Origin of the sequence: Acinetobacter sp. YH16032, from assembly GCF_013417345.1 — a bacterium.
Classification (GTDB): Bacteria; Pseudomonadota; Gammaproteobacteria; order Pseudomonadales; family Moraxellaceae; genus Acinetobacter.
Genome location: NZ_VPEE01000010.1, coordinates 23,316 through 46,365 on the forward strand (window position 1 = coordinate 23,316; position 23,050 = coordinate 46,365).

The 23,050-nt window shown below is 38.5% G+C and carries 20 protein-coding genes; 14 read left to right on the forward strand and 6 right to left on the reverse strand.

Annotated elements, in window-relative coordinates:
* The first annotated feature begins 198 nt into the window (after positions 1 to 198).
* Positions 199 to 1,725, forward strand: coding sequence for a fumarate hydratase (locus tag FTV32_RS07600; protein WP_180028336.1), 1,527 nt, complete (start codon positions 199 to 201; stop codon positions 1,723 to 1,725).
* Positions 1,726 to 1,796: 71 nt separating this feature from the next.
* A complete protein-coding gene (locus tag FTV32_RS07605; protein ID WP_035265277.1) occupies positions 1,797 to 2,339 on the forward strand; it encodes a DUF2059 domain-containing protein in 543 nt (180 codons plus the stop codon).
* A 27-nt stretch (positions 2,340 to 2,366) separates the two neighbouring features.
* On the opposite strand, the gene FTV32_RS07610 is transcribed toward FTV32_RS07605, so the two are convergent.
* The 4 genes from FTV32_RS07610 to tig all read right to left on the reverse strand — a co-directional run bounded on the left by FTV32_RS07610 (position 2,367) and on the right by tig (position 6,737).
* Positions 2,367 to 3,119 carry a DUF2846 domain-containing protein gene (locus FTV32_RS07610; protein WP_035265274.1) on the reverse strand — a complete coding sequence of 251 codons (753 nt, stop codon included), beginning with the start codon at positions 3,117 to 3,119 and terminating at the stop codon, positions 2,367 to 2,369.
* A 138-nt stretch (positions 3,120 to 3,257) separates the two neighbouring features.
* The gene (gene clpX, locus FTV32_RS07615; RefSeq protein ID WP_035265272.1) at positions 3,258 to 4,568 is read right to left on the reverse strand and encodes an ATP-dependent protease ATP-binding subunit ClpX; all 1,311 of its coding nucleotides are present in this window, start codon (positions 4,566 to 4,568) and stop codon (positions 3,258 to 3,260) included.
* Between the two features lie 33 nt (positions 4,569 to 4,601).
* The gene (gene clpP, locus FTV32_RS07620) at positions 4,602 to 5,213 is read right to left on the reverse strand and encodes an ATP-dependent Clp endopeptidase proteolytic subunit ClpP (protein ID WP_035265270.1); all 612 of its coding nucleotides are present in this window, start codon (positions 5,211 to 5,213) and stop codon (positions 4,602 to 4,604) included.
* A gap of 192 nt (positions 5,214 to 5,405) precedes the next feature.
* Positions 5,406 to 6,737 carry a trigger factor gene (gene tig / locus FTV32_RS07625; protein WP_180028337.1) on the reverse strand — a complete coding sequence of 444 codons (1,332 nt, stop codon included), beginning with the start codon at positions 6,735 to 6,737 and terminating at the stop codon, positions 5,406 to 5,408.
* 266 nt (positions 6,738 to 7,003) lie between these two features.
* On the opposite strand from tig, the gene FTV32_RS07630 reads away from it, so the two are divergent.
* The 7 genes from FTV32_RS07630 (at position 7,004) to FTV32_RS07660 (ending at position 16,915) form a co-directional block, all read left to right on the forward strand.
* A complete protein-coding gene (locus FTV32_RS07630; RefSeq protein WP_180028338.1) occupies positions 7,004 to 9,142 on the forward strand; it encodes a TonB-dependent receptor domain-containing protein in 2,139 nt (712 codons plus the stop codon).
* Positions 9,143 to 9,418: 276 nt separating this feature from the next.
* Entirely contained in the window at positions 9,419 to 11,710 is a 2,292-nt protein-coding gene (locus FTV32_RS07635; RefSeq protein WP_180028339.1) for a TonB-dependent siderophore receptor, read from the forward strand.
* Between the two features lie 64 nt (positions 11,711 to 11,774).
* The gene (locus FTV32_RS07640) at positions 11,775 to 12,458 is read left to right on the forward strand and encodes a Fe2+-dependent dioxygenase (RefSeq protein WP_180028368.1); all 684 of its coding nucleotides are present in this window, start codon (positions 11,775 to 11,777) and stop codon (positions 12,456 to 12,458) included.
* A gap of 317 nt (positions 12,459 to 12,775) precedes the next feature.
* Positions 12,776 to 14,473 carry a 2-isopropylmalate synthase gene (gene leuA / locus FTV32_RS07645; RefSeq protein WP_035265262.1) on the forward strand — a complete coding sequence of 566 codons (1,698 nt, stop codon included), beginning with the start codon at positions 12,776 to 12,778 and terminating at the stop codon, positions 14,471 to 14,473.
* Positions 14,474 to 14,574: 101 nt separating this feature from the next.
* Positions 14,575 to 15,735, forward strand: a complete 1,161-nt coding sequence (locus FTV32_RS07650; protein ID WP_035265259.1) for a homoserine O-acetyltransferase — start codon at positions 14,575 to 14,577, stop codon at positions 15,733 to 15,735.
* Entirely contained in the window at positions 15,735 to 16,328 is a 594-nt protein-coding gene (gene metW, locus FTV32_RS07655) for a methionine biosynthesis protein MetW (RefSeq protein WP_092766759.1), read from the forward strand. Before FTV32_RS07650 ends, metW begins: the two co-directional genes overlap by 1 nt.
* A complete protein-coding gene (locus FTV32_RS07660; RefSeq protein ID WP_180028340.1) occupies positions 16,325 to 16,915 on the forward strand; it encodes a tetratricopeptide repeat protein in 591 nt (196 codons plus the stop codon). Before metW ends, FTV32_RS07660 begins: the two co-directional genes overlap by 4 nt.
* Before the next feature lie 42 nt (positions 16,916 to 16,957).
* Here FTV32_RS07660 and FTV32_RS17755 read toward each other — a convergent pair whose 3' ends face one another.
* Positions 16,958 to 17,266 (reverse strand): GNAT family N-acetyltransferase, encoded by a 309-nt coding sequence (locus FTV32_RS17755; RefSeq protein ID WP_180028369.1) that lies wholly within the window; start codon positions 17,264 to 17,266, stop codon positions 16,958 to 16,960.
* Positions 17,267 to 17,507: 241 nt separating this feature from the next.
* Between FTV32_RS17755 and rdgB the strand changes: the two genes are divergently transcribed.
* Positions 17,508 to 18,137, forward strand: coding sequence for an RdgB/HAM1 family non-canonical purine NTP pyrophosphatase (rdgB, locus tag FTV32_RS07670; protein WP_092766756.1), 630 nt, complete (start codon positions 17,508 to 17,510; stop codon positions 18,135 to 18,137).
* On the opposite strand, the gene FTV32_RS07675 is transcribed toward rdgB, so the two are convergent.
* Complete coding sequence (locus FTV32_RS07675; RefSeq protein ID WP_180028341.1) at positions 18,134 to 19,009, reverse strand: permease; 876 nt, start codon at positions 19,007 to 19,009, stop codon at positions 18,134 to 18,136. The two genes, rdgB and FTV32_RS07675, sit on opposite strands and share 4 nt — an antisense overlap.
* A gap of 172 nt (positions 19,010 to 19,181) precedes the next feature.
* Between FTV32_RS07675 and tatA the strand changes: the two genes are divergently transcribed.
* The 4 genes from tatA to FTV32_RS07695 all read left to right on the forward strand — a co-directional run bounded on the left by tatA (position 19,182) and on the right by FTV32_RS07695 (position 23,041).
* The gene (gene tatA, locus FTV32_RS07680) at positions 19,182 to 19,409 is read left to right on the forward strand and encodes a Sec-independent protein translocase subunit TatA (RefSeq protein ID WP_035266725.1); all 228 of its coding nucleotides are present in this window, start codon (positions 19,182 to 19,184) and stop codon (positions 19,407 to 19,409) included.
* Positions 19,410 to 19,424: 15 nt separating this feature from the next.
* The gene (gene tatB / locus FTV32_RS07685; protein ID WP_051586559.1) at positions 19,425 to 19,889 is read left to right on the forward strand and encodes a Sec-independent protein translocase protein TatB; all 465 of its coding nucleotides are present in this window, start codon (positions 19,425 to 19,427) and stop codon (positions 19,887 to 19,889) included.
* Positions 19,886 to 20,668, forward strand: coding sequence for a twin-arginine translocase subunit TatC (gene tatC / locus FTV32_RS07690; protein WP_092766754.1), 783 nt, complete (start codon positions 19,886 to 19,888; stop codon positions 20,666 to 20,668). Before tatB ends, tatC begins: the two co-directional genes overlap by 4 nt.
* 165 nt (positions 20,669 to 20,833) lie before the next feature.
* Positions 20,834 to 23,041 carry a PhoX family phosphatase gene (locus FTV32_RS07695; protein ID WP_092766753.1) on the forward strand — a complete coding sequence of 736 codons (2,208 nt, stop codon included), beginning with the start codon at positions 20,834 to 20,836 and terminating at the stop codon, positions 23,039 to 23,041.
* Positions 23,042 to 23,050 lie beyond the last annotated feature (9 nt).

Genomic DNA, 23,050 nt, shown 5'->3' on the forward strand with positions numbered 1-23,050 from the left:
AATTTATTCATTAATCCTGCTTTTATATGAGTTAATAAAGTTAGAACTAACTCTAACCTCTTTTAAATTATTTAGAAAAATAACCCTCAGTGTTCCCAATTAAACTTTCGCCCAATTCCTCAGCAAAAAAGCCACAATTGAATCATTTTGTCTTATAATTTAGCCCGCTAGCTATCAGCCCGCTCAAGAGATATTTGTATGACAACTATTATCAAGCAAGACGACTTGATCACATCCGTTAAAGATGCGCTTCAGTTCATTTCTTACTATCATCCACAAGACTTCATCCAAGCAATGAGTCGTGCGTATGACCGTGAAGAAAACAAAGCAGCCAAAGATGCGATCGCACAAATCTTAATCAACTCACGTATGTGTGCCGAAGGTCACCGTCCGATCTGTCAAGATACTGGTATCGTCAACGTATTCGTTGAAGTGGGCATGGACGTTAAATTTGATTTAACAATGAGCTTAGACGACGCGATTAACGAAGGTGTTCGCCAAGGTTACTTAGAAAACTCTAACGTACTTCGTGCATCTGTACTTGCTGATCCTGCTTTTGGCCGTAAGAATACGAAAGACAACACCCCTGCTGTGATCTACCATAAACTTGTTCCAGGTAACAAAGTAGATATCACTGTTGCAGCAAAAGGCGGTGGTTCAGAAAATAAATCTAAACTTGCAATGTTAAACCCATCTGATTCAATCGTGGACTGGGTACTGAAAACTGTACCAACCATGGGTGCAGGCTGGTGTCCTCCTGGTATGCTTGGTATTGGTATCGGTGGTACTGCTGAAAAAGCCATGATGCTTGCAAAAGAAGCATTGATGGAAGAGATCAACATGGACGAACTACTTCGTCGAGGTCCGCAAAATAAACTTGAAGAACTTCGTATCGAAATCTTCGAGAAAGTAAATGCTTTAGGTATCGGTGCACAAGGTCTTGGTGGCTTAACGACTGTTCTAGACATCAAAATTAAAGACTACCCTTGTCACGCTGCGGGCAAACCAGTGGGTATGATTCCGAACTGTGCTGCGACTCGTCACGCACACTTCACACTAGACGGTACAGGTGTTGCAAATATTATTGCACCTAAACTTGAAGACTATCCTGAAGTCACTTGGGACTCATCTTCTTCTAAACGTGTTGACTTAGATAACATCACACAAGAAGAAATGAACTCTTGGAAACCTGGTGATACACTTCTTCTTAACGGTACAATCTATACAGGTCGTGACGCTGCGCACAAACGTATGGTTGATATGTTAAACAACGGTGAAGAGCTTCCTGTAGACCTTAAAGGTAAGTTCATTTACTACGTTGGTCCTGTTGATCCAGTGGGTGACGAAGTTGTAGGTCCTGCAGGTCCAACAACTGCAACACGTATGGATAAGTTCACACGTCAAGTTTTAGAAGCAACTGGTCTTTTCGGTATGATCGGTAAAGCGGACCGCGGTCCTGCTGCGATCGAAGCAATTAAAGACAATAAAGCAACTTACCTCATGGCTGTAGGCGGTGCTGCATATCTCGTATCTAAAGCAATTCGTGAAGCGGAAGTTGTCGCTTTTGAAGATTTAGGTATGGAAGCAATCTATAAGTTCGTGGTTAAAGATATGCCTGTATCTGTTGCAGTAGACGTTAAAGGTACATCAGTTCACGCAACTGCACCAAAAATTTGGCAGGCTAAAATTGGTAAAATTCCAGTTGTAGATGCAGCTGCACAATAAATAATATTCGACTTGTCTCAAGTTCAAAAAGCACTCTATCATTAGGGTGCTTTTTTATACCGAGAATACTCATGAAAATTTTAAGAACATTATTTTTGAGCGGATGCATGATCTGCTCACCTGCGGTTATGGCAGCTCAAGCGACTGATCAACAAATCGAAAAACTCATACAAGTATTGAATTTAGATCAGCTCTTACAAAGTACGCTTAAACAAATCCGACCTCAAATTGATCAACAGGCCTATAGCATTGTTCAAAATATTGTTAAGGCCGAAAAATTAACACCACAACAACAAGTTATTGCCAATGAACTGGCTGATAAAATTCACCAAGAAAATATTAAGCAAACTTCTTGGGAAAAACTTAAACCGATCTATCTCAAAATTTATAAAGATGTCTATGATGCCCAAGAAGTTCAAGCCCAGATCGACTTTTATTCCTCTCCAACAGGTCAATCCATTTTAAATAAAGGTCCACTTGTTGCTCAAGAATCCATGAAAATCCTGAATCAACAACTTGCAGGCTCTTTACAATCTACAGAAAAGAATTTTGCTGAAGTCCAAAAGAAATTAGAACAACTACAAAAACAAAGTATTCATACTGACTCGAAATAAGCTAAAAACCATTCTGCTGAATCAGAGTTACCATGTGCGTGGATCATATATCTTAAAAGGTTCTGTTAAGCGCACATCATCACTGGCTTTATATTCTTTATTTTTAATTTTTTCTTTTGATTTTTGCAATGTTCCGTTCGGTTGAATAACGGCAACATAGTTAAGCCCAGGCGTTTTCAACTGAGTCATGCCAATTTCTCTTAATGCCTGTTTTGTTGGCATTTGCATCAATGGTCCAACTCTGAGGAGATCTTCACTACCATTTGGTCCACCTCGAAACTGTTCTTCTTCATATTTTAAGAAATACTGCTGCCCCGCTTTAACACTAAAACTTGCAACCAAAGGTTTTTGAAAATGCATCACAGTTAAAGGTCGACTGATACTAAGTTGATAATCCCCTTCAGCCAGCTCTATCCAATAATAATGATTGCTGATTAAACTCGGAATGCGCTTACCATTTAGAAAAAAACTCGGTGCAATAATTTCCTGACGATTCCACTTACTATCAGGACGGTACAGATACAACACTGCGGCTTGCTGATGTTGAGGTTTTACACGGCTGAAAAACTGTCCTGGTTTTTGATTTACCCATGAGCCCAGATCAAATCCTGCAACTTTATATTGAGCTAGCTTCTGAGATACAAAAGTTTTTTTCTCACTAAAATCTACCGGTTTTAACGTTGAAACCACATGAGTTTGATTATTTTCGTTAAGCCCTTTATGTGTCTGACATGCCACAAGAAACAGACTCAAAGCACACACTGCTACGGTTGATCGCATGATTATCCCTCATCACGAATACTTTTTATTCTATGTCATATTTTTGTTATCGTTAGATTATCATCTCAATCCGAGATTAAAAACAAAAAACGCGCAAAAAGTGGGACTTTTTACGCGTTTCAGATGAATTACAATCAATTAAGCAGATTTAGTATCTAAAATCTTTAAATCGACCTTTTCTTCAACTTGTTGTTCTTGTTTAGGTTGGCGCTCAGTTCGATATTCTGGTTCAGCATTTTCATTGATCACAGCTTCATTGATCACAACAGTACCAATATCAGAGCGACTTGGTAAATCGTACATCGTATCGAGTAAGACGTTTTCAAGAATTGAACGTAAACCACGTGCACCTGTATTACGCTCAAGTGCTTTTTTCGCAACAGCTCGCAATGCTGAATCTTCAAATAATAGATCAACATCTTCCATTTCGAACAAGTATTGATACTGACGCGTTAATGCATTTTTTGGTTCAGTCAAAATTTGCATTAATGCTTCTTCGTCCAATTCTTCGAGCGTTGCAATCACTGGCAGACGACCAATGAATTCAGGGATTAAACCAAATTTCACAAGATCGGCAGCTTCTACCTGACTAAATAATTCAGATAACTTCTTAGAGTCATCTTTAGTCTTCACGTCAGCAGTGAAACCAATTCCACCTTTTTCTTGACGCTGTTGCACGACACGCTCCAAACCAGAGAATGCACCACCGCAGATGAACAGGATATTAGACGTATCAATTTGAATGAACTCTTGCTGTGGATGCTTACGACCACCTTGAGGTGGAATTGAAGCTACCGTGCCTTCGATCATTTTTAAAAGCGCTTGTTGAACACCTTCACCTGAAACATCACGTGTTATTGAAGGATTTTCAGACTTACGGGTAATCTTATCGATCTCGTCGATATAAATGATACCCTTCTGTGCTTTCTCAACATCGTAATCTGCTTTTTGTAGCAATTTTTGAACGATATTCTCAACATCTTCACCAACATAACCAGCTTCAGTTAATGTCGTTGCATCAGCCATCGCAAATGGCACATCTAATAAGCGCGCTAAAGTTTGCGCCAACAAAGTCTTACCCGAACCTGTTGGTCCTATGAGTAAGATATTGCTTTTAGCAAGTTCTACACGATCTTCTGACTTTGCAGTTGATTGAGTCACTTTAAGACGTTTATAGTGGTTATATACCGCAACAGAGAGCGTTTTTTTCGCAGTGTCTTGACCAATCACATATTGATCTAAAGCTGCACGAATTTCATGCGGCTTAGGTAATGGACGAGTTGCCCATTCACCAGTTTCGACTTGCTGGCTCGTCTGAACTAAATCTAAGCATACATCTACACATTCATTACAAATGTAAGCGTCCTCGCCTGCAATGAGTTTACCCACTTCAGACTGCGTTTTACCGCAAAATGAACAATGCTTTTGTCCTTGAGGATTTTCAGACATCTTCACTCCAAATAAATTTCTATGCTTTACAGCTTAAAGTTGCGGACGTTTCGTTAAAACTTCATCGACCAAACCATATTCTTTTGCAGCTTGAGCGGTCATAAAGTTATCACGGTCTGTATCACGTGCAACAGTTTCATAATCTTGGCCACTGTGTTCAGCCATTAGACGGTTCAAACGCTCTTTAATAAATAGAATTTCACGTGCATGAATTTCAATATCTGAAGCTTGACCACGGAAACCACCCAATGGTTGGTGAATCATAACACGAGCGTTTTCTAAGCAGTAACGTTTACCCTTAGCACCAGCATTCAATAAAAAAGCGCCCATTGAGGCTGCTTGGCCCATACAATATGTCACGACATCTGGTTTGATGAATTGCATCGTATCGTAAATTGCCATACCCGCAGTCACTGAACCACCAGGTGAGTTAATGTACAGATGAATATCTTTTTCTGGATTCTCAGCTTCTAAGAACAACATTTGCGCAACGATTAAGTTCGCCATATTGTCTTCAACTTCACCCGTTAAGAAAATTACACGTTCGCGCAAAAGACGCGAGAAAATATCAAAAGAACGCTCACCACGAGATGATTGCTCTACGACAACTGGAACCAAAGCATTATCAATTGTTGGAACATACATACGTTATTTATTCCTGAATTTTTTGTCACTCAATACATTTTCACAATATGAGGGATAATTGTCGAAAATGCAAAATATTCACCATTAAATATCAGATATTTTTTAATTAGGCTTTGTGAATACAGGACAAGTTGATCCATATTTTTTACAAGAAAAAAGGCGCGTTAAGCGCCTCTTCCTTCGGATAACCGATTAGCCTTGTTGACGAGCTTGTTGTTCTTTCAACAATTCTTCATAGCTAACAGCTTTATCAGTTACTTTAGCAGACGCTAAGATGTGATCTACAACTTGGTCTTCTAAAACAACAGCTTCGATTTGTGCACGTTGTTGCTTATCATTTTTGAAGTATTCAATAACTTCTGTAGGATCTTCATAAGAAGTCGCCATATCTTCGATATAAGCTTCTACACGTGCTTGATCAACTTCGATTTTTGCTTCAGCAAGAATACTGCTCACCAAAACACCTAATTTTACTGATTTTTCAGCTTGCTCTTTGAATAATTCATCTGGAAGCATGCTTGAATCAAATGCTTTAGCGCCTTGAGCACCAAACTGTTGAGTAAACTGTTGGATCATTTGTTGACGTTGACGGTCAATTTCTTGAGACAACATAGATGCAGGTACTTCGATTTCATTTGCAGCTACAAGCGCATCAAAAGTTGCACCTTTCACTTGATTGCGAAGACCGTTTTTCACTTCACGTTCCATATTTTTGCGAACGTCAGCTTTTAACTTCTCAACACCTTCTTCTTCAGTTAAACCAAAGATTTTTAGGAATTCAGCATCTACGTCAGGAAGCTTTTGTTTTTCAACAAGCTTAACTGTGATTTTGAATTGAGCTGATTTACCTGCAAGGTTTTCTGCTTGGTAATCTTCAGGGAAAGTTACATCAATTACTTTCTCTTCGCCTTTCTTCATACCAACGATACCGTCTTCGAAGCCAGGGATCATACGACCAGAACCTAATACAAGTTTGAAGTCTTCAGCAGAACCACCTTCAAATTTTTCGCCGTCAATAGAACCTTCGAAATCAAAAGTAACTTGCATGTCTTTTTTAGCCATGCCTTTTGTTTCAGTCCAAGTCGCGCGTTGCTTTTGAAGATTTTCGATCATTTGATCTACATCTTTATCATTTACTTCAGTAGATTTACGTTCAACTTCTAAACCGTCAAACTTAACTGAAACTTCTGGGTAAACTTCAACAGTTGCTTCATAAACTAAAGCATCTTCTTTGTTTTCAACTTTTTCAATGTTAGGCATGCCTACAGCATTGATTTTCTCTTGTTGAATTGCTTCGAATACTGTGTCACGAATAACATCATTTACCACTTCTTGGTAAATACTCGCGCCGTATTCACGACGAACAACATTTAAAGGCACTTTACCTGGACGGAAGCCGTTGATCTTAACTGTTTTAGCAGTACGTTTTAAACGAGCTTCGAATTGCTCATTAACACGGCTCGTCGGTACAGATACATTTAAACGACGGGCTACGCCCGAAACCGCTTCAGAAGTTACTTGCATGGCTTCCTCGATATAGAAATAGTAATTGCAATTTTTAAAGTGCCACATTATATGACAACAATCAAAGATATACAAAATACCTTTTTCAAACCATCTTTTTTATGAACCTGAGAATATTTTTTTTGCTCACAAGGTTTGACCATATTCAATTCATATTTCTTAATTATTGTTTGTTTTTTATTGCAAATGATAAAGTTTATCATTAATATTTGCATCAAATTTGATCATGCCCTCAAGCATCACTCATACCAGCGGAAGAACATAATATGAGTAAGTTTAAGCTTCAACCTCTTACAGTTGCATTATTCGCTTTGTCTAGCGGTGTAACATTTGCAAATACCTCAAATGAAAGTAGTGCTCATCAACTTTCGACAATTGTCGTTTCTGCTGCGGGTTTTGAGCAGGATATTAAAAATGCACCTGCATCTATTAGTGTTGTAACTAAAGAAGATATTGAAAAGAAAAATGCGACAAGCATCGCTGATCTTTTATCAGATGTCCCTGGTATTGATATTCGTTCTGGAGTTGGGAAAACATCTGGCCTTAACGTTAAGATGCGTGGTCTTGGTAATGACTATAGCTTAGTTCTTATTGATGGACGCCGTCAAACAACCTCATCAGATGTAACACCTAATGGCTTTGGTGAAACCTCTAATAGTTTTTTACCGCCTCTAGCCGCTATTGAGAGAATTGAAGTTATCCGTGGACCAATGGCTACTCGCTATGGTTCAGAAGCAATGGGTGGTGTGATCAATATCATTACTAAAAAAGTTGCAGATCAGTGGTCAGCAAATGTCACAACGAGTGGCAACATTATGGAAAGTAATGCTGAAGCAGACTCTTGGAAATCTAGTTTTGTGATTAATGGTCCACTTATTAATGACCGCTTAGGTTTACAATTAAGAGGTAGCTATTTGGATCGTCAACGTTCTGAACGTATTGTTGAGGGTTCGACTAGCCGTGATCCACGCCCAACTAAAGCAGATAATTATGATTATGGTGCAAAATTAGACTTTAAATTAGATGAACAAAATGCTTTATGGATCGATGGTTTTTATTCTAGCCAACGCTATGACAACACAGATCAACGTTTAGGAAACTTTATTTCTCGTGGTGGTATCGCAGGCTATAACGATGAGCTTGAGTTCAATCGAACTCAATTTGCACTTGGTCATGATGGTAACTATGATTTTGGTTTGTGGAAAACTTATCTAAGCCATAACACAACAGAGACCCAAGGTCGCACCATTCCAACAGATGCATTCCCAGAGTTAGCAGGTCAAGCTCGAAAACTCGAAAATAAAGATCTTGTGATTGACTCTCATATTGTTGCACCAATCAAAAGTCATAAATTAACAGTTGGTACTGAATACAAAGATACAACCATTGCAGATGATATTGCAGGTATAGGAAAAGAATTTACACAGGATACTTGGTCTCTCTACGCTGAAGATGAATGGCAACTCAAAGACAACTTATTTTTCACATTCGGTGGTCGCTTCGAAGATCATAGCGGATTTGGTGGACAATTTAGTCCGCGGGCTTATTTAGTTTGGAACACCAATGATGCACTAACGATCAAAGGTGGCGTAAGTACAGGTTATAAAACACCATCCGCTAAGGATCTTTACGACGGAATCAATGGTTATAGTGGTCAAGGTGCTACACCGAGTCTTGGAAATCCAGATTTAGATCCTGAAACATCAATCAACTATGAGCTTGGATTTAATTATCAACCTTCTGATAATTTTAACCTTACAGCAACTGCATTCTTCAACGTTGTTGAAGACAAGATCGTTTCTAGAACGTTCAGTTGTAACACCAATGATTGCTCTAATCTTAGTGATAAAGCAACTTCTTATAGCAAGAGTTTCAACACGGATGAAGCAGAAATTTATGGTTTAGAGACATCCCTAAATTATCAAATTATTCCAGAATGGAGCTTAAAAGCGGCTTACACCTATACCGATTCAGAAATAACTAAAGGTCAAGACAAAGGATATGCTTTAGAGTCTACTGCGAAACATTTAGCTAGCCTAACATCTACTTGGCACATTAATGACTCTTTAGACCTATGGTTACAACATGAATATCAATCTGGTCGTCCTCGATTTACTAGTGAACCTACAGACGCTGGCTCAATTAGTATTTTGGAACAAACCAATAACGAATTTTCTGGTTATAATTTATTTAATCTTGGTGCAAGTTATCAACTGAACGATAAAATTCGTATTAATGCTGCAGTAAACAATCTATTGGATAAAGACTTTACTCAAAATATGGAATATGTAGATATTAACGGCGATCTTCAACAAGCTTATAAATATCTTTCAATTGGACGTAGCTCTGAAGGCACATACTTAGCTGGTCGTAACTACTGGTTATCTATTTCATATGATTTCTAATTCTAGGTAGATTCTCTCTAGCAAAACCCTGCGCTAGCAGGGTTTTTTATTTTAATAAAATTCCCTATTAAAAATAGCCATACAAAAATGTAGAAACTTTAATTTTTCCAATATTATTTAAATTCATTTACTTATATACATAATATTACATTATTACATTTAAGCTTCCGTTATTTAGTTTGACTTAAATCGCAAATATCAATTTTAAGATCCGTTAAAGCTAAAAAAGAATCATTATTATTCTCAACCTGAAAACAAATTCATATCAGGTTAAACATGGCCTTTATCACAACACGTAAAAAAATCGTTTCATCTGCTATAGCAACGTCATTGGCTGTTATTTCAGGTCAAACTTTTGCACAAGAAGATACAGCGCATTTAGAAACAATTAAATCAGAGGCTCAATCAGAGCAGTCATTTAAAGTCGACAAATCCTCAAACGCTAAATACGTTGCTCCCTTACTCGATACCCCAAAATCAATCTCTGTTATTTCTCAAAAACAGATACAAGATACTCAAGTGACTACGCTGTCTGATGCTTTAAGAACTGTTCCAGGAATTACACTTGGTGCGGGCGAAGGTGGCAACCCAAATGGTGACCGTCCATTTATCCGTGGTTATAACTCTGAAAGTTCAATGTACGTTGACGGTGTAAGAAACTCTACTTCTCAAAACCGTGAAATGTTTGCTGTCGAACAGGTTGAAGTCACCAAAGGCTCCGCCTCTACTTTAGGTGGTGGAGGTTCTACGGGTGGTAGTATTAACCTAATTTCCAAATTAGCCAAATCTGGAGATGCTTTCCAAGGCTCTGTTGCTGGCGGTACTGATGCTTATGCACGTATCACATTAGATGCAAATAAAGATTTTGGGAATGGTATTGCGACTCGTGTCGTGGCAATGGGTCACCAGAATGAAAAAGCGGGACAACATAATGGCGCTGAATATGAACGTGCTGGTATTGCACCAAGTATTAGCTTTGGGTTAGACACGCCCACTCGAGCGACACTAGCCTACTACTACCTAAAGTCTGATGATAAGCCAGATTCAGGTATTCCATATAAATACGACACTGACAGAAAAGCGACCGTCGGCTCACCCGTTGATGTTAAACAGGGTACATACTACGGTTGGTTAAATCGTGATTTTCAAAAGCAAGAAAATCAAAGTGGGACCCTTAAGCTAGAGCACGATTTTAGCGAAAATCTAAGCTTGACGAATACTGCTGTCTATAGCAAATCAAAAAATAATTACTTATGGACTCAACCAGATGACAGTCAGGGCAACGTCGCAAATGGAAAAGTTTGGCGTCGTCTAAATACCAACCTAACAAACACTGACAGTTTTACAGATCAACTCGCATTAACAGGTAAATTCCAAACAGGCATCATAAAACATAATTTCAATTTGGGTGCTGAATACAGTAAACAAGATTCTGAACGCGGCACAAACATTGTAACCGACCCTAATACCACGTTAATAGGCGGTAGTGGTGCTAATAATGCATGCTCATTAAATATTTCAAATGGTTGGTGTACTGATCTTTATAACCCCAATTCGAATGATGCTTGGCTAGGTAAAGTTCAAGCGAATCCAAATGTCATGAAGATTAAATCTGAAACACAATCAGTATATGCCCTAAATAATATTGAGCTTAATCCTCAGTGGCTCCTTGACCTTGGTATTCGCTGGGATGAATTCGAAACTGAAATGAAATACAATCAAGATACTGGTTCAGGCACTTCAGCAATTCAAGCAGGAACAAAATATAATTCAAAACACGATTTCTTCAATTATCAAGCTGGATTAACCTTTAAACCAAGAGAAAATGGATCAATTTATGCAAGCTATGCGACTTCAGCTAATCCCGTTGGAATCGATGCTGGTAATGGTTCAGAAGGGTTAAGTGTCCCAGGACGCAATACAACTGATGCACAAGCAAGAGCAATTAACAACCTCAAACCTGAAGAAGTCAAAACCTATGAAATCGGAACCAAATGGGACCTTTTGAATAACAGAATTAATCTTACAGCTGCTATTTTCCGTACAGAAAAAGAAAATACTCGCGCTTTAGATAGTGATGGATTTACAAGAAATATTGGTGAGACACGTGTTGATGGCGTTGAATTAGGCTTAAACGGCAATATCACAAATAAATGGGCTTTATCTGCAGGATACACATATTTAGATAGTGAAATTGTTGATGCAGGTTATGTCAAAAATAGCGATGGAAGTTATTCGGCTAGCCCAACTAATGGTAACCAAGTCCAAAATGTCGCAAAACACTCTGCCACTTTGTGGACAACTTACCAAGTTCTCCCTAAATTACAATTAGGTGCTGGTGTTTTAGCTATGGATCGAGTGTATGGAGATGCTGCAAATACCAAATTTGTACCAGGCTATGTTCGTTATGACGCCATGGCTCGCTATCAAGTAAATTCAGATATTGATCTTCAATTGAACGTCAATAATCTCTCAGATACACGTTATTTCACGAAAGCTTATGCTTCACATTATGCAACTGAAGCTGAAGGTCGAAATGCTGTATTGTCTTTAAATTTCAAGTTTTAATTTCATTTCAGCATAGCTCTATACGAGCTATGCTTTTCATCACCTAAAGCAGTGAGTGATCGTAGTGATTCATCATATTCCAAATATTCTAAGCCCCGAACAAGTTCGATATTTTCGTGAAGAAATGTCTAAAGTAGATTGGGTCAATGGAAAGGTAACAGCTGGAACACTCTCTGCAACAGTGAAACATAATCAGCAACTTTCTAATGATCATCCCCTGACCAAACATCTAGGTGATATTATTTTAGAATCCCTAGGTCAACATCCTTTATTCTTATCAGCAGCAATTCCACTAGATATCATCCCCCCTCTGTTTAATCGCTATGAACAGCATCAATCATTCGGTTTTCATGTCGACAACTCGATTCGCAGAGTTCAAGGCTCACAAGAACGCTTGAGAACAGATTTATCTTGTACCTTATTCTTGAGTGATCCGCACGAATATGACGGCGGTGAATTAGTCATTGAAGATACTTATGGATATCACGAAGTCAAACTCCCTGCAGGAGATTTGATACTTTATCCATCTACTAGCTTACATGAGGTCACTTCTATCCAATCGGGTTGTCGCTTGGCATCATTTTTTTGGGTACAAAGTATGATTCGAGATGATTCAAATCGACATATGTTATTTACTTTAGATCAATCTATTCAGCAACTTCGTATGGCATTAGGAGATCAACATGAGCAAGTCATCAAACTCACGAGCCTCTATCACAATTTAATTCGAAAATGGGCAGAACTCTAATTTATTTTTCATCGTTAATTTTTATAATGAAAAATTTTATTAAAAAAAAATATATTGTGAAAAAAAATTTCACATTCATCATACTTTGATCTAAATCAGGGAATAATTCTCTTGAAGATCGCACTATAATAAAAGAAAGAATTTACAAGCACTGTGACGGTATAGCTAAGCTCTATATATTCAAAAGATTTTTAGAGAATTCAGCAAAATGATGCAGTAAGCCACTTGTAAATTGATAGAATAGACACAATCGATATAAATAGCGCAGTGCCTTTACACAAGACCCAAGCATGTTGTGCTATGAAAGGAGTTATCTCATGATGTTGGCTGATCCAAGCAAAAAATACCGTCGCATGTACCAACGTGTAGACTTACCTGACCGTCAATGGCCAAATAACGAAATTAATAAAGCGCCTATCTGGATGAGCACCGACCTTCGTGATGGTAACCAAGCTATTTTCGAACCAATGAACATCGAACAAAAATTCAAAATGTTCCAAATGTTGGTGAAAATTGGTTTCAAACATATTGAAATTGGCTTTCCATCTGCCTCACAGATTGATTTTGACTTTACCCGTAAATTAATCGAAGAAAATCATATTCCAGATGATGTCTATATCGAAGTATTAGTTCAAGCTCGTGATCACTTGATTCAACGTACATTTGAATCATTACAAGGTGCAAAACGTGCAATTGTGCATATCTATAATTCAAACTCACCAACATTCCGCCAAAAAGTATTGAATGTTGATGTAGCGGGTGCAAAAGCCTTAGCGGTGAATGCGGCTCAAAAAGTGAAAGAATATGCAGCGCAATACCCTGAAACTGAATGGGTGTTCCAATACTCTCCTGAATGCTTTACCGCAACTGAATTAGAAGTTGCAAAAGATGTCTGTGATGCTGTCACTGAAATTTGGGACGCTCGTCCAGATAATAAGGTTATTTTGAATTTACCAGCGACTGTAGAAGTTTCTGGGCCTCATGTTTACGCTGACCAAGTTGAATGGATGCATCGCAACTTACAACGCCGCGATGGTGTCATTATTTCTGTACACTGTCACAATGACCGTGGATGCGGTATTGCAGCATCCGAGTTAGCGATCATGGCTGGTGCTGATCGTGTGGAAGGTTGTGTATTTGGTAATGGTGAACGTACAGGTAACGTTGACGTTGCAGCGATTGCATTAAATATGTATACCCAAGGTGTCGCTCCAAATCTAGATTTTTCAAATATTAATGAAATCATTTCTACTATTGAAGAATGTACAGGTATACCCGTTCATCCACGTCATCCATATGCGGGTGATTTAGTATTTACTGCATTTTCTGGCTCACACCAAGATGCGATTAAAAAAGGCTTTGAGTTCCAGAAAAACGAAGAAATTTGGGACATGCCTTACTTACCAATTGATCCTAAAGATTTGGGACGTGATTATGATGCAGTCATTCGTGTCAATTCACAATCAGGTAAAGGTGGTATCGCATACTTGTTAGAGTCGAACTACAACGTCGTATTACCACGTCGCTTACAAATTGAGTTCTCGCAAGTCGTGCAACAGGTAGCTGACGAAGAAGGCGTAGAAGTTTCTGCTGAGCAAATTTGGAGTTTATTCCAAAGTACATATGTAAATCAGAAAGATAAACATTATGTCGCGAAAAACTATCGATTATCTGATGAAAATGGCAATCAAGTCATTGAATTAGATATTGAAGTCGGTGGTCAAGTTCAACATCTACGTGGTGAAGGCAACGGACCAATCTCTGCAATTTTAGATGCTTTACAGTTGCCAATCGATGTTGTGAACTATGAAGAACGTAGCATTGGTTCTGGTGCAAATGCTAAAGCGTTGGCACTAATTGAACTTCAAGTCAAAGGTACAGGTAAATCAGCATTCGGTGCTGGTGTACATGACAACATCGTGACTTCATCTATTGAAGGAATTATTGCATGTACAAATCGTTTAATTGATCAAGGTGTTTTGAGCACAGATCAAGTGATCGCTGCGGCAGTATAAATATTAGCAATAATATTTAGCACGAAAATGACTTTAGAAGGATACCCTCAAGTGGTATCCTTTTATTTATTCATACTTAAGATTTTAGGCGAATTTATCCTGTGTCTTTTCCAGCTGACTCAGTGGGCATTGTTGTTCCACAAAAGTTCCAATTTGAAGAACCACTCGCATTAGAATGTGGCCGCGTTTTACCACGTTTCGAATTGATGGTCGAAACTTATGGCACACTCAATGCAGATAAATCTAATGCAATTTTGATCTGCCATGCGCTTTCTGGTCATCATCATGCTGCTGGTTATCACCATGAAGATGATAAAAAAGCAGGTTGGTGGGATGCTTGTATTGGGCCAGGCAAAGCAATTGATACCAATACATTTTTTGTGGTGGCATTAAACAATATTGGTGGTTGTAACGGATCAACAGGACCAACCTCCCCAAATCCTGAAAATGAAAATCGTCCTTATGGTCCAGATTTTCCATTAGTGACCGTGCGCGATTGGGTTAAAACTCAAGCAATGCTGTCTGATCGTCTTGGTATCACTGTTTGGCACTCTATTATTGGTGGCTCTTTGGGAGGCATGCAGGCACTTCAGTGGTCTGTAGATTATCCTGACCGATTAAATAATTGTGTCATTATTGCCAGTGCACCTAAACTTTCAGCGCAAAATATCGCGTTTAATGAGGTCGCGCGCCAATCCATTTTGTCTGATCCTGATTTTCATCATGGTCGCTATTTAGAAAAAGACAGCTATCCTAAACGTGGCCTTATTCTAGCGCGGATGGTAGGTCACATTACCTACCTTTCTGAAGAAGCCATGAAACAAAAATTTGGTCGTGATTTAAAATCTGGCAAATTCATGTATGGTTTCGATGTTGAATTCCAAGTTGAAAGTTATCTTCGCTATCAAGGTGAACAATTTAGTCGTAACTTTGATGCGAACACCTACTTGATCATGACTAAAGCTTTGGATTACTTCGATCCTTCTCGTGAGTATGAACAATCTTTAGTTAAAGCAATGTCGAATACAAAATGTAAATTCCTTGTGATTTCATTTACTACGGATTGGAGATTCTCTCCTTCCCGATCTGTTGAGATTGTGGATGCATTGATTACCAATCATAAGCCTGTGAGCTATGTTGATATTGATGCAGAACAAGGTCATGACTCGTTCTTGTTCCCTATCCCTTTATATGTCAAAACTTTAAGGGCTTTCTTAGGTGGTGTAGACCATCTTGCTTCAACCCCTAAGGAGACCGTGTAATGCGTATCGATCAGAAGCTTGCAGAAAAATGGATTAAACCTGATTCAAGCATTTTAGATCTTGGTTGTGGCGATGGTGAGTTACTGGCTCATATGAGCAAAAAGCACAACATTCGTGCATACGGATTAGAAATCGATCAAGAAAAGATTGCAATTGCAGTCAGTCGAGGGTTAAATATCATCCAACAAGACTTGAACCTCGGTTTGGGACGCTTTGCAGACCAGTCATTTGACTATGTTGTCATGGCACAAGCTTTGCAAGCTGTAGATGCACCTGATGTGCTTTTGCGCGATATGGTGCGTGTTGGGAAACAAGCAATTATTACTTTTCCTAACTTTGCACACTGGAAAACACGCTCTTTCCTTGCTTTAAAAGGGAAAATGCCTGTTTCGGATGCCTTACCCTATATGTGGTATAACACTCCAAATATCCATCTGTGCACGTTTAAGGATTTCGAAGCACTTTGTGCTGAGAATCAAATTAAAATTATTGACCGTTTAGCCGTGAATGGGAATCAACAAGGGAGTTTGCTCAGCAAGCATATCCCGAACTTGTTTGGCGAGGTCGCGATTTATCGAGTGAGCGCTCTATGAAAAAGTTATTCTTAGGTACTTCATTATTTCTAGGGTTGTTGAGTTTCCAAGTTCATGCAGATTATGTACCTCAACAACCATCAACTTCTGCACTAGCTGCACAGTATTCACGTATGCCTGTATCGGAGCTCCAAAAAGCTGCTCGAGCAGGTCAACCGGCTGCCCAGTTTTATCTGGCAACACATTATCAACATGGTAAAGATGTTGCTAAAGACCTAAAGCAAGCTTTCGTTTGGTATAAGGCAGCAGCCGATCAAGGTATTTCATCTGCTCAGCTGAATGTGGGTCGTATGTATGCTGACGGTATTGGTGTTGCTAAAAATGAAACCTTAGCTCGCCAATACTTCGAAAAAGCAGCAAGTCATGGTGACAATCGTGCAAGCTTCAATTTAGCCGTTATGGAAGAGCAAAAGAAAAACTATATGAGTGCTTACCAATGGTATGAGCTTTCTACACGTGATGGCATGTTAGATAATAAAGTGATCAATATGTCTGAGACAAAAAAGACGGCTTTGGCTGCCAACCTGACACCAGAACAAATTCGTACTGCACGTGATCGTGCTGATCAATGGATTCAAAGCCGTTAGTAACGCTTATAAGTTTGAAGAAAGCACCTATCGGTGCTTTTTTTATTCGATCATCTTCTTCATTCTTATGAATTTCAGATCTTCGAATATGTCCACTTCACTCTGTGAAGTAAAACCTAATTTTTTATAAAAATGAACAGCCCCTATATGCGCATTGACTGTTATCTGCTGGATATCCGTTTGATTTAATTGATCTAACACATAATTAAATAAAAGAGTTCCAACGCCTTGAAATTGCAGATTTGGATGAACAAAAAAATGAAAAATATGAGTGGGTTGTTTGTAAGCAATCATCCCAACAAGCGACTGCTTTAATTCTGCAACAAAGTATTTTATCTCTTGATGATTGATGTGCGATACAAGAGCTTATTTTGAAAATAGGGACTTACTTTTTGGTATTTCATCAAAGTGGTTCAAAGCTAAAGCAATACAGGACGCAATATTTTCAACATCTGCGATCTCTGCTTGACGAATATGAATGCTATTTAAATTTCTCATGTTTAATGATTGGTTATTTTAAAGATGAGTTCATCTGTATCATCGCAAATATCCGTTAGAATAGCTTCAAATTTGAAACAGAAAGTGATTCAACATGGCGTCTAAAGATTGGTTAGATCAAGGTACTTTGGTTTTAGCGAGCAACAATAAAGGGAAAATAGCTGAGTTCGAAAAGTTATTTGAAGAATTAAAACTCCCTGTTAACGTTGTGCCTCAAGGACAACTGAACATTGAGGATGCGGTGGAAGATGGGTTAAGTTTTGTAGAAAATGCCATTATCAAAGCACGACATGCTTCTAAGATTTCGGGTAAACCAGCTATAGCAGATGACTCAGGTATTTGCGTCCCTGCACTTGGTGGTGCTCCTGGTATTTACTCTGCACGTTATGCTGGTGAGCATGGCGATGATGCTGCCAATAATGCTAAATTACTGGCAGATTTAGCACCATTACGTAACAATGGTGACGTGATTGAAGGGATGTTTGTGTGTGTACTCGCCTTAGTTCAACACGCTGAAGATCCTTTACCTCAGATTTTCCAAGGAATCTGGAAAGGTGAAATTTTGGAAGTAGCACGTGGCAAAAATGGTTTTGGCTACGACCCACTGTTTTGGCTACCTGAACTCAATATTAGTAGCGCTGAAATGACCAAAGAAGACAAAAATAAGATCAGTCATCGTGGTCAAGCCATGCAGTTATTCAAAGCAAGCCTCGAAACGAACTAAACGATCAGTCCATGATAAACCATGGCAAATAAACCAATTGTCATGCAACTTACGATGGTACCCGCTGCGATATATTGGGCTGAAACACCTGTTCCTGAATAATGTGTTTCTAAAGCAACAATATTCGCTGCGGGTGGTAATAAAAAAAACATAGACATCAGTGCAATAACAACCAGTTCGTGAGGAATCGGTAGAAGAAAATAGGCTACCGCACAGCACACTAAACCAAATAGAAATTTAATCAAAGCAAGTTTTAAACTTTCAATTAAATCGGACAAGTGAATTTTTACTTGAGATAACCACATCCCAAGGACACACATCCCTGTAAAGGTCATTAACCACTTATCCAATATATACAATGATTGAATCATTGCATTCTGCTGAAAATGACTAACATTCCATAACGAAAGAAAACCAGCAACTAATAAAGCTAAAATCGGTGGAGAGAAAGTCAATTTTCTCAAAATCTCCATCGCAGACTGCTTTTCAGCACTTAATACGGTCACTGCACAAATATTACCAAAAATAGAGCCCCCGACATAAAGTGCAACCATAGGACTAGATGCTTGCGCACCAAAAATAGCGAATGCAAATGGAAAGCCAAGCCAAGCCATGTTCAGGTAACTGGAACATAAGGAGACTAATTTGTCTTTTGTACGGTAATAAACAAATAAATACAGCAAAAATGAAGCGATAAAACTAAATAACATCAACCATATACTGCCCTCTTGGTAAAACACCATATTGTAAATAATGATGAGAGGAATCAGCACTTTCGCCAACAACATCGCCATAAAGGGACGAATTTTTTGTAAATATTCTACGCCAAAATAGCCGATGAGAAAGGAGACTAGTGGGAGTAGAAGAACCATATTAAATATGAAATAGATTTTTTCTCATCTTAGCACAACATCTATTTCACTTCAGAATAAGTCTCTTGCACACATAAAAAATCCATGACTTCAAACTGAAATAATTCCGTCAACTTGCTGTCATAAAGAACTGTTGAAATCATTCAAGATCATTTTCAATAAGGAATATATCATGGCTGGATTATCAATTTGGCACGTACTTATTTTCGCAATTGTCGTTTTACTTTTGTTCGGTACGTCTAAGCTAAAAAATTTGGGTAAAGATGTTGGTGGTGCGGTTAAAGATTTTAAAAAATCAATTAAGGATGACGAAGACCAGAGCACATCTGCTCAATTAAAAGAACCACGCACGATTGAACATCAAACATCTCATGATTTGAACTCAACAGCGAAACATTAAAGGTAGGTAACAGTAATGCTGAATATTGGTATGGCTGAACTATTAATGTTTGGCATCATTGCATTGCTTGTTCTTGGACCTGAAAAGCTTCCTGAGGGTGCGCGATTTGCTGGTAAATGGTATGGCAAAATTAAGCGTATGGTCAGCAATGTACAAAATGATATTGATCGTGAACTAAGAATGTCTGAACTTAAAGAACAAATGCAGACTGAAATGAAGCGCATTCAAGAATTAGAAGAAAAAATGAAAGCGCAAATGCAGGAAATTGAAAAACACACAGTATTAAGCGATGAATATTTAAATCCACCTATCGATCAACAGGTTCTCTCTGAAACAAGATCTATTTATGTGTATTTAAGCGTTCAGCAAAGTACAGCAGTTCCTTTTAGAGGACACGCTACACCTAAGCAAAGTTTTATTCATATTCAAAATTCGGCGCAACACAATAAACCGTATGTAGTCTTAGCGGAGGCAGTATGAGTCACAATACTCTCCCAAATATCATCTCTTCAAATGAAGATAATCCTCAGCTTGAAGAAATGCCAATAACCAAGCATCTTATTATTTTAAGAAAATATTTATTTAGAATAGTTGGGGTCATTCTCGTTTTATTCTTTTGTTTATTACCATTTGCAAATCAAAGCTATCAAATGATGTCTGAGCCTCTTAGAGCTCAACTCCCAATAAATTCATCAATGATTGCAACTGATGTCACCGCGACATTTATGGCACCATTTAAGTTAAACTTCTTCGTTGCTCTAATGATCGCCATGCCATTTATCATTTATCAAATATGGGCTTTTGTCAGACCGGCGCTATATAAAAATGAGAAAGCTTTAGCTCTACCATTACTCATCGGAAGTATTACATTATTTTATGCGGGTGTTGCTTTTGCTTACTTTGTAGCCCTCCCTTCGATTTTACATTTTTTCATTAGCGTTGCACCTGAAACGGTAGCACCCATGACTGACATTAATAGCTATCTGAGTTTCTGTTTAAAGTTATTCTTGGTTTTTGGTTTAACTTTTGAAATTCCAATTGTGACTTTATTACTCATTATGATTGGGGTAGTTACTACAGAACAATTGGTTGAAAAAAGACGTTTTATTATTGTAGGTTGTTTCTTCGTTTCTATGTTTGTGACGCCACCTGATGCACTATCGATGATTATGTTGGCGATACCAATGTGGATGTTATTTGAATTGGGACTTTTCTTTGGAAAATTACTCGAAAATAGAAGAGCAAAGTCAATACTTTGATATTTTGACACTTTTAAACATAGGCGAGTCTTAAGACTCGCCTTTTTCATACTCTTTAAATAAAAGCTTAATTCAACTGACATAAATCTATCATTTGATTGTCATGATTGCGCATTAAGTTGTTTGTGACGCTAAAAACTACCAAGCAAGATGCTAGGAACGAACATGACTGATTTAATACCTTTTAACGATGATTACGATAGCAATGATTCGGGGAATCCAGAATTTAACCATTTACTTGAAAAGCAAATTACGCGTAGAGATCTCATTAAGAAGACTGCTGGTGGTGCAGTAGCATTGACAGTAGCAGCTTCAGTCGCAGGCTGTAACAGTGACGACAATGACAATAACAACTCAAATCCTTCACTACCTGAATTCGACAAATCAAAAACGCCAACTGAACTAACATTTAAAGCGGTTGATAAAAATATTAAAAATGAATTCACAGTGCCTGAAGGATATGAAGCACGTGTTATTTATGCACTAGGAGACCCGCTTTTTGAAGGTATGCCTGAATGGGATGCAGATAATATTCCGAGTGGTGCTTCATTTACCATGCGTTCAGGTGAATGTCATGACGGTATGACATATTTCGGCATGAAAAATAGCCGTTATGATCAAAATGAGTCAAATGTAGGTTTACTGGTACTCAACCATGAATATGTAGATAACAAAGCAATTTTACATCCAGCGAATAATACCATTTCAGCGGATATTCGTTCTGAAGATGAAGCATTACGTGAAATCAACTGTCACGGCGTTTCAGTGATTGAAGTACAAAAAAATCCAACAACTCAACAAGTCACTCTAAATAAACGCTCTGTATTCAACCGTCGAATTACAGCTGCAACACCAATCGATTTCGCTGGTCCTGTAAAAGGGCATGAATTGGTGCAGACCAAGATCAGTCCAGAAGGCACATTTACATTAGGTACGATCAATAACTGTGGTAACGGTTATACGCCTTGGGGCACGTACTTAACCACCGAAGAAAACTTTAACCAATACTTTACTCGCGATGATAAAGATCGTTCTGAAAAGGATTTGGAGTCATTAAAACGTTATAAAATTGCTTCAAATAGTTCTTATAAGTGGCACACTGTTCAAGCACAACTGTTCCCTCAAGATGTCTATGAGCGCTGGTTAACCAAAGTCTCTGCATCTTCTGCAACTCAAGATTTTAGAAACTCACCAAATACATTTGGTTGGATTGTTGAAATTGACCCATTTGATGGTCGTCAGCGCCCAGTAAAACGTACAGCTCTTGGACGTTTCGCTCATGAAGATTGCCGTGTGAGTCGTGCCATTCCTGGGCAACCACTAGCCTTCTATATGGGGGATGACTCTCAAGGCGAATATATCTATAAATTTGTTTCAGATGCGGTTTGGGACCCTAAAGATATCAACGGCGGTTATGCTGCTGGTGATAAATATATGAATAACGGTAAATTCTATGTTGCTAAATTTAACTTTAATGAAGCAACTCAAAAGACGTCTGGTGAGTGGATTGAACTCAATATCTCCAATCCATTAATTGCTAGTTATTCAAAATACAAATTTACAGATCAAGCTGATGTATTGGTAAATGCCCGTTTAGCAGGTGATGCAGTTGGTGCAACCAAAATGGATCGTCCAGAATGGGTTGCAGTAAACCCAGAGAATGGTGAGGTTTATGTCACCTTAACCAATAACTCATTACGTGGAAGTGAGCATACGATTGATGCTGCCAACCCTCGTAATTATGCTGATAATGATAAAGGTGGTAGTCCTCGCGGGAATATCAACGGACATATTATTCGTTTCCGTGAAACTGGTGATACTGTTACAGCAAAAACATTTGTATGGGATATCTTCTTATTTGGCGCAGAAGAAGATTCACTTCCGGGTGTAAACCTATCTGGACTCACATCAGCAAATGATTTCTCAAGTCCAGATGGCCTATGGTTTGATCCACGTGGTGTCTTGTGGGTACAGACTGATGATGGCGCTTATACAGATGAAACGAATTGCATGATGCTCGCTGCACTTCCAGGTCAAGTAAGTGATGGTAAAGTGACTTCTGCAAATGCTGGTTCAAATAATGCCACTCAACTTACTCCTGCTGGCGCACAGCTTGATGATTCAAAGTTACGTCGTTTTTTAACAGGTCCTTCAGGCTGTGAAATTACAGGTGTAACGATGACACCAGACTATAAAGCAATCTTTGTGAATGTTCAGCATCCTGGTGGCACTTGGCCTGCAAATCACAGCAACACTATCAGCGGTGGTAAAGGTACACGTCCTCGCTCTGCGACGGTCGTGATTACACGTAAAGATGGTGGCGAGATTGTTGGGGAAAGTCTAGAAAAGAAAGAAAATCCTCCTGCTGCTTAATTCAAACAT

What these genes read in the sequence shown, in the direction of transcription:
- FTV32_RS07600 (WP_180028336.1), top strand. Translation starts at nt 199, where the DNA reads ATGACAACTATTATCAAGCAAGACGACTTGATCACATCCGTTAAAGAT.
- FTV32_RS07605 (WP_035265277.1), top strand. Translation starts at nt 1,797, where the DNA reads ATGAAAATTTTAAGAACATTATTTTTGAGCGGATGCATGATCTGCTCA.
- FTV32_RS07610 (WP_035265274.1), bottom strand. Translation starts at nt 3,119, where the DNA reads ATGCGATCAACCGTAGCAGTGTGTGCTTTGAGTCTGTTTCTTGTGGCA.
- clpX (WP_035265272.1), bottom strand. Translation starts at nt 4,568, where the DNA reads ATGTCTGAAAATCCTCAAGGACAAAAGCATTGTTCATTTTGCGGTAAA.
- clpP (WP_035265270.1), bottom strand. Translation starts at nt 5,213, where the DNA reads ATGTATGTTCCAACAATTGATAATGCTTTGGTTCCAGTTGTCGTAGAG.
- tig (WP_180028337.1), bottom strand. Translation starts at nt 6,737, where the DNA reads ATGCAAGTAACTTCTGAAGCGGTTTCGGGCGTAGCCCGTCGTTTAAAT.
- FTV32_RS07630 (WP_180028338.1), top strand. Translation starts at nt 7,004, where the DNA reads ATGAGTAAGTTTAAGCTTCAACCTCTTACAGTTGCATTATTCGCTTTG.
- FTV32_RS07635 (WP_180028339.1), top strand. Translation starts at nt 9,419, where the DNA reads ATGGCCTTTATCACAACACGTAAAAAAATCGTTTCATCTGCTATAGCA.
- leuA (WP_035265262.1), top strand. Translation starts at nt 12,776, where the DNA reads ATGATGTTGGCTGATCCAAGCAAAAAATACCGTCGCATGTACCAACGT.
- metW (WP_092766759.1), top strand. Translation starts at nt 15,735, where the DNA reads ATGCGTATCGATCAGAAGCTTGCAGAAAAATGGATTAAACCTGATTCA.
- FTV32_RS07660 (WP_180028340.1), top strand. Translation starts at nt 16,325, where the DNA reads ATGAAAAAGTTATTCTTAGGTACTTCATTATTTCTAGGGTTGTTGAGT.
- rdgB (WP_092766756.1), top strand. Translation starts at nt 17,508, where the DNA reads ATGGCGTCTAAAGATTGGTTAGATCAAGGTACTTTGGTTTTAGCGAGC.
- FTV32_RS07675 (WP_180028341.1), bottom strand. Translation starts at nt 19,009, where the DNA reads ATGGTTCTTCTACTCCCACTAGTCTCCTTTCTCATCGGCTATTTTGGC.
- tatA (WP_035266725.1), top strand. Translation starts at nt 19,182, where the DNA reads ATGGCTGGATTATCAATTTGGCACGTACTTATTTTCGCAATTGTCGTT.
- tatB (WP_051586559.1), top strand. Translation starts at nt 19,425, where the DNA reads ATGCTGAATATTGGTATGGCTGAACTATTAATGTTTGGCATCATTGCA.
- tatC (WP_092766754.1), top strand. Translation starts at nt 19,886, where the DNA reads ATGAGTCACAATACTCTCCCAAATATCATCTCTTCAAATGAAGATAAT.
- FTV32_RS07695 (WP_092766753.1), top strand. Translation starts at nt 20,834, where the DNA reads ATGACTGATTTAATACCTTTTAACGATGATTACGATAGCAATGATTCG.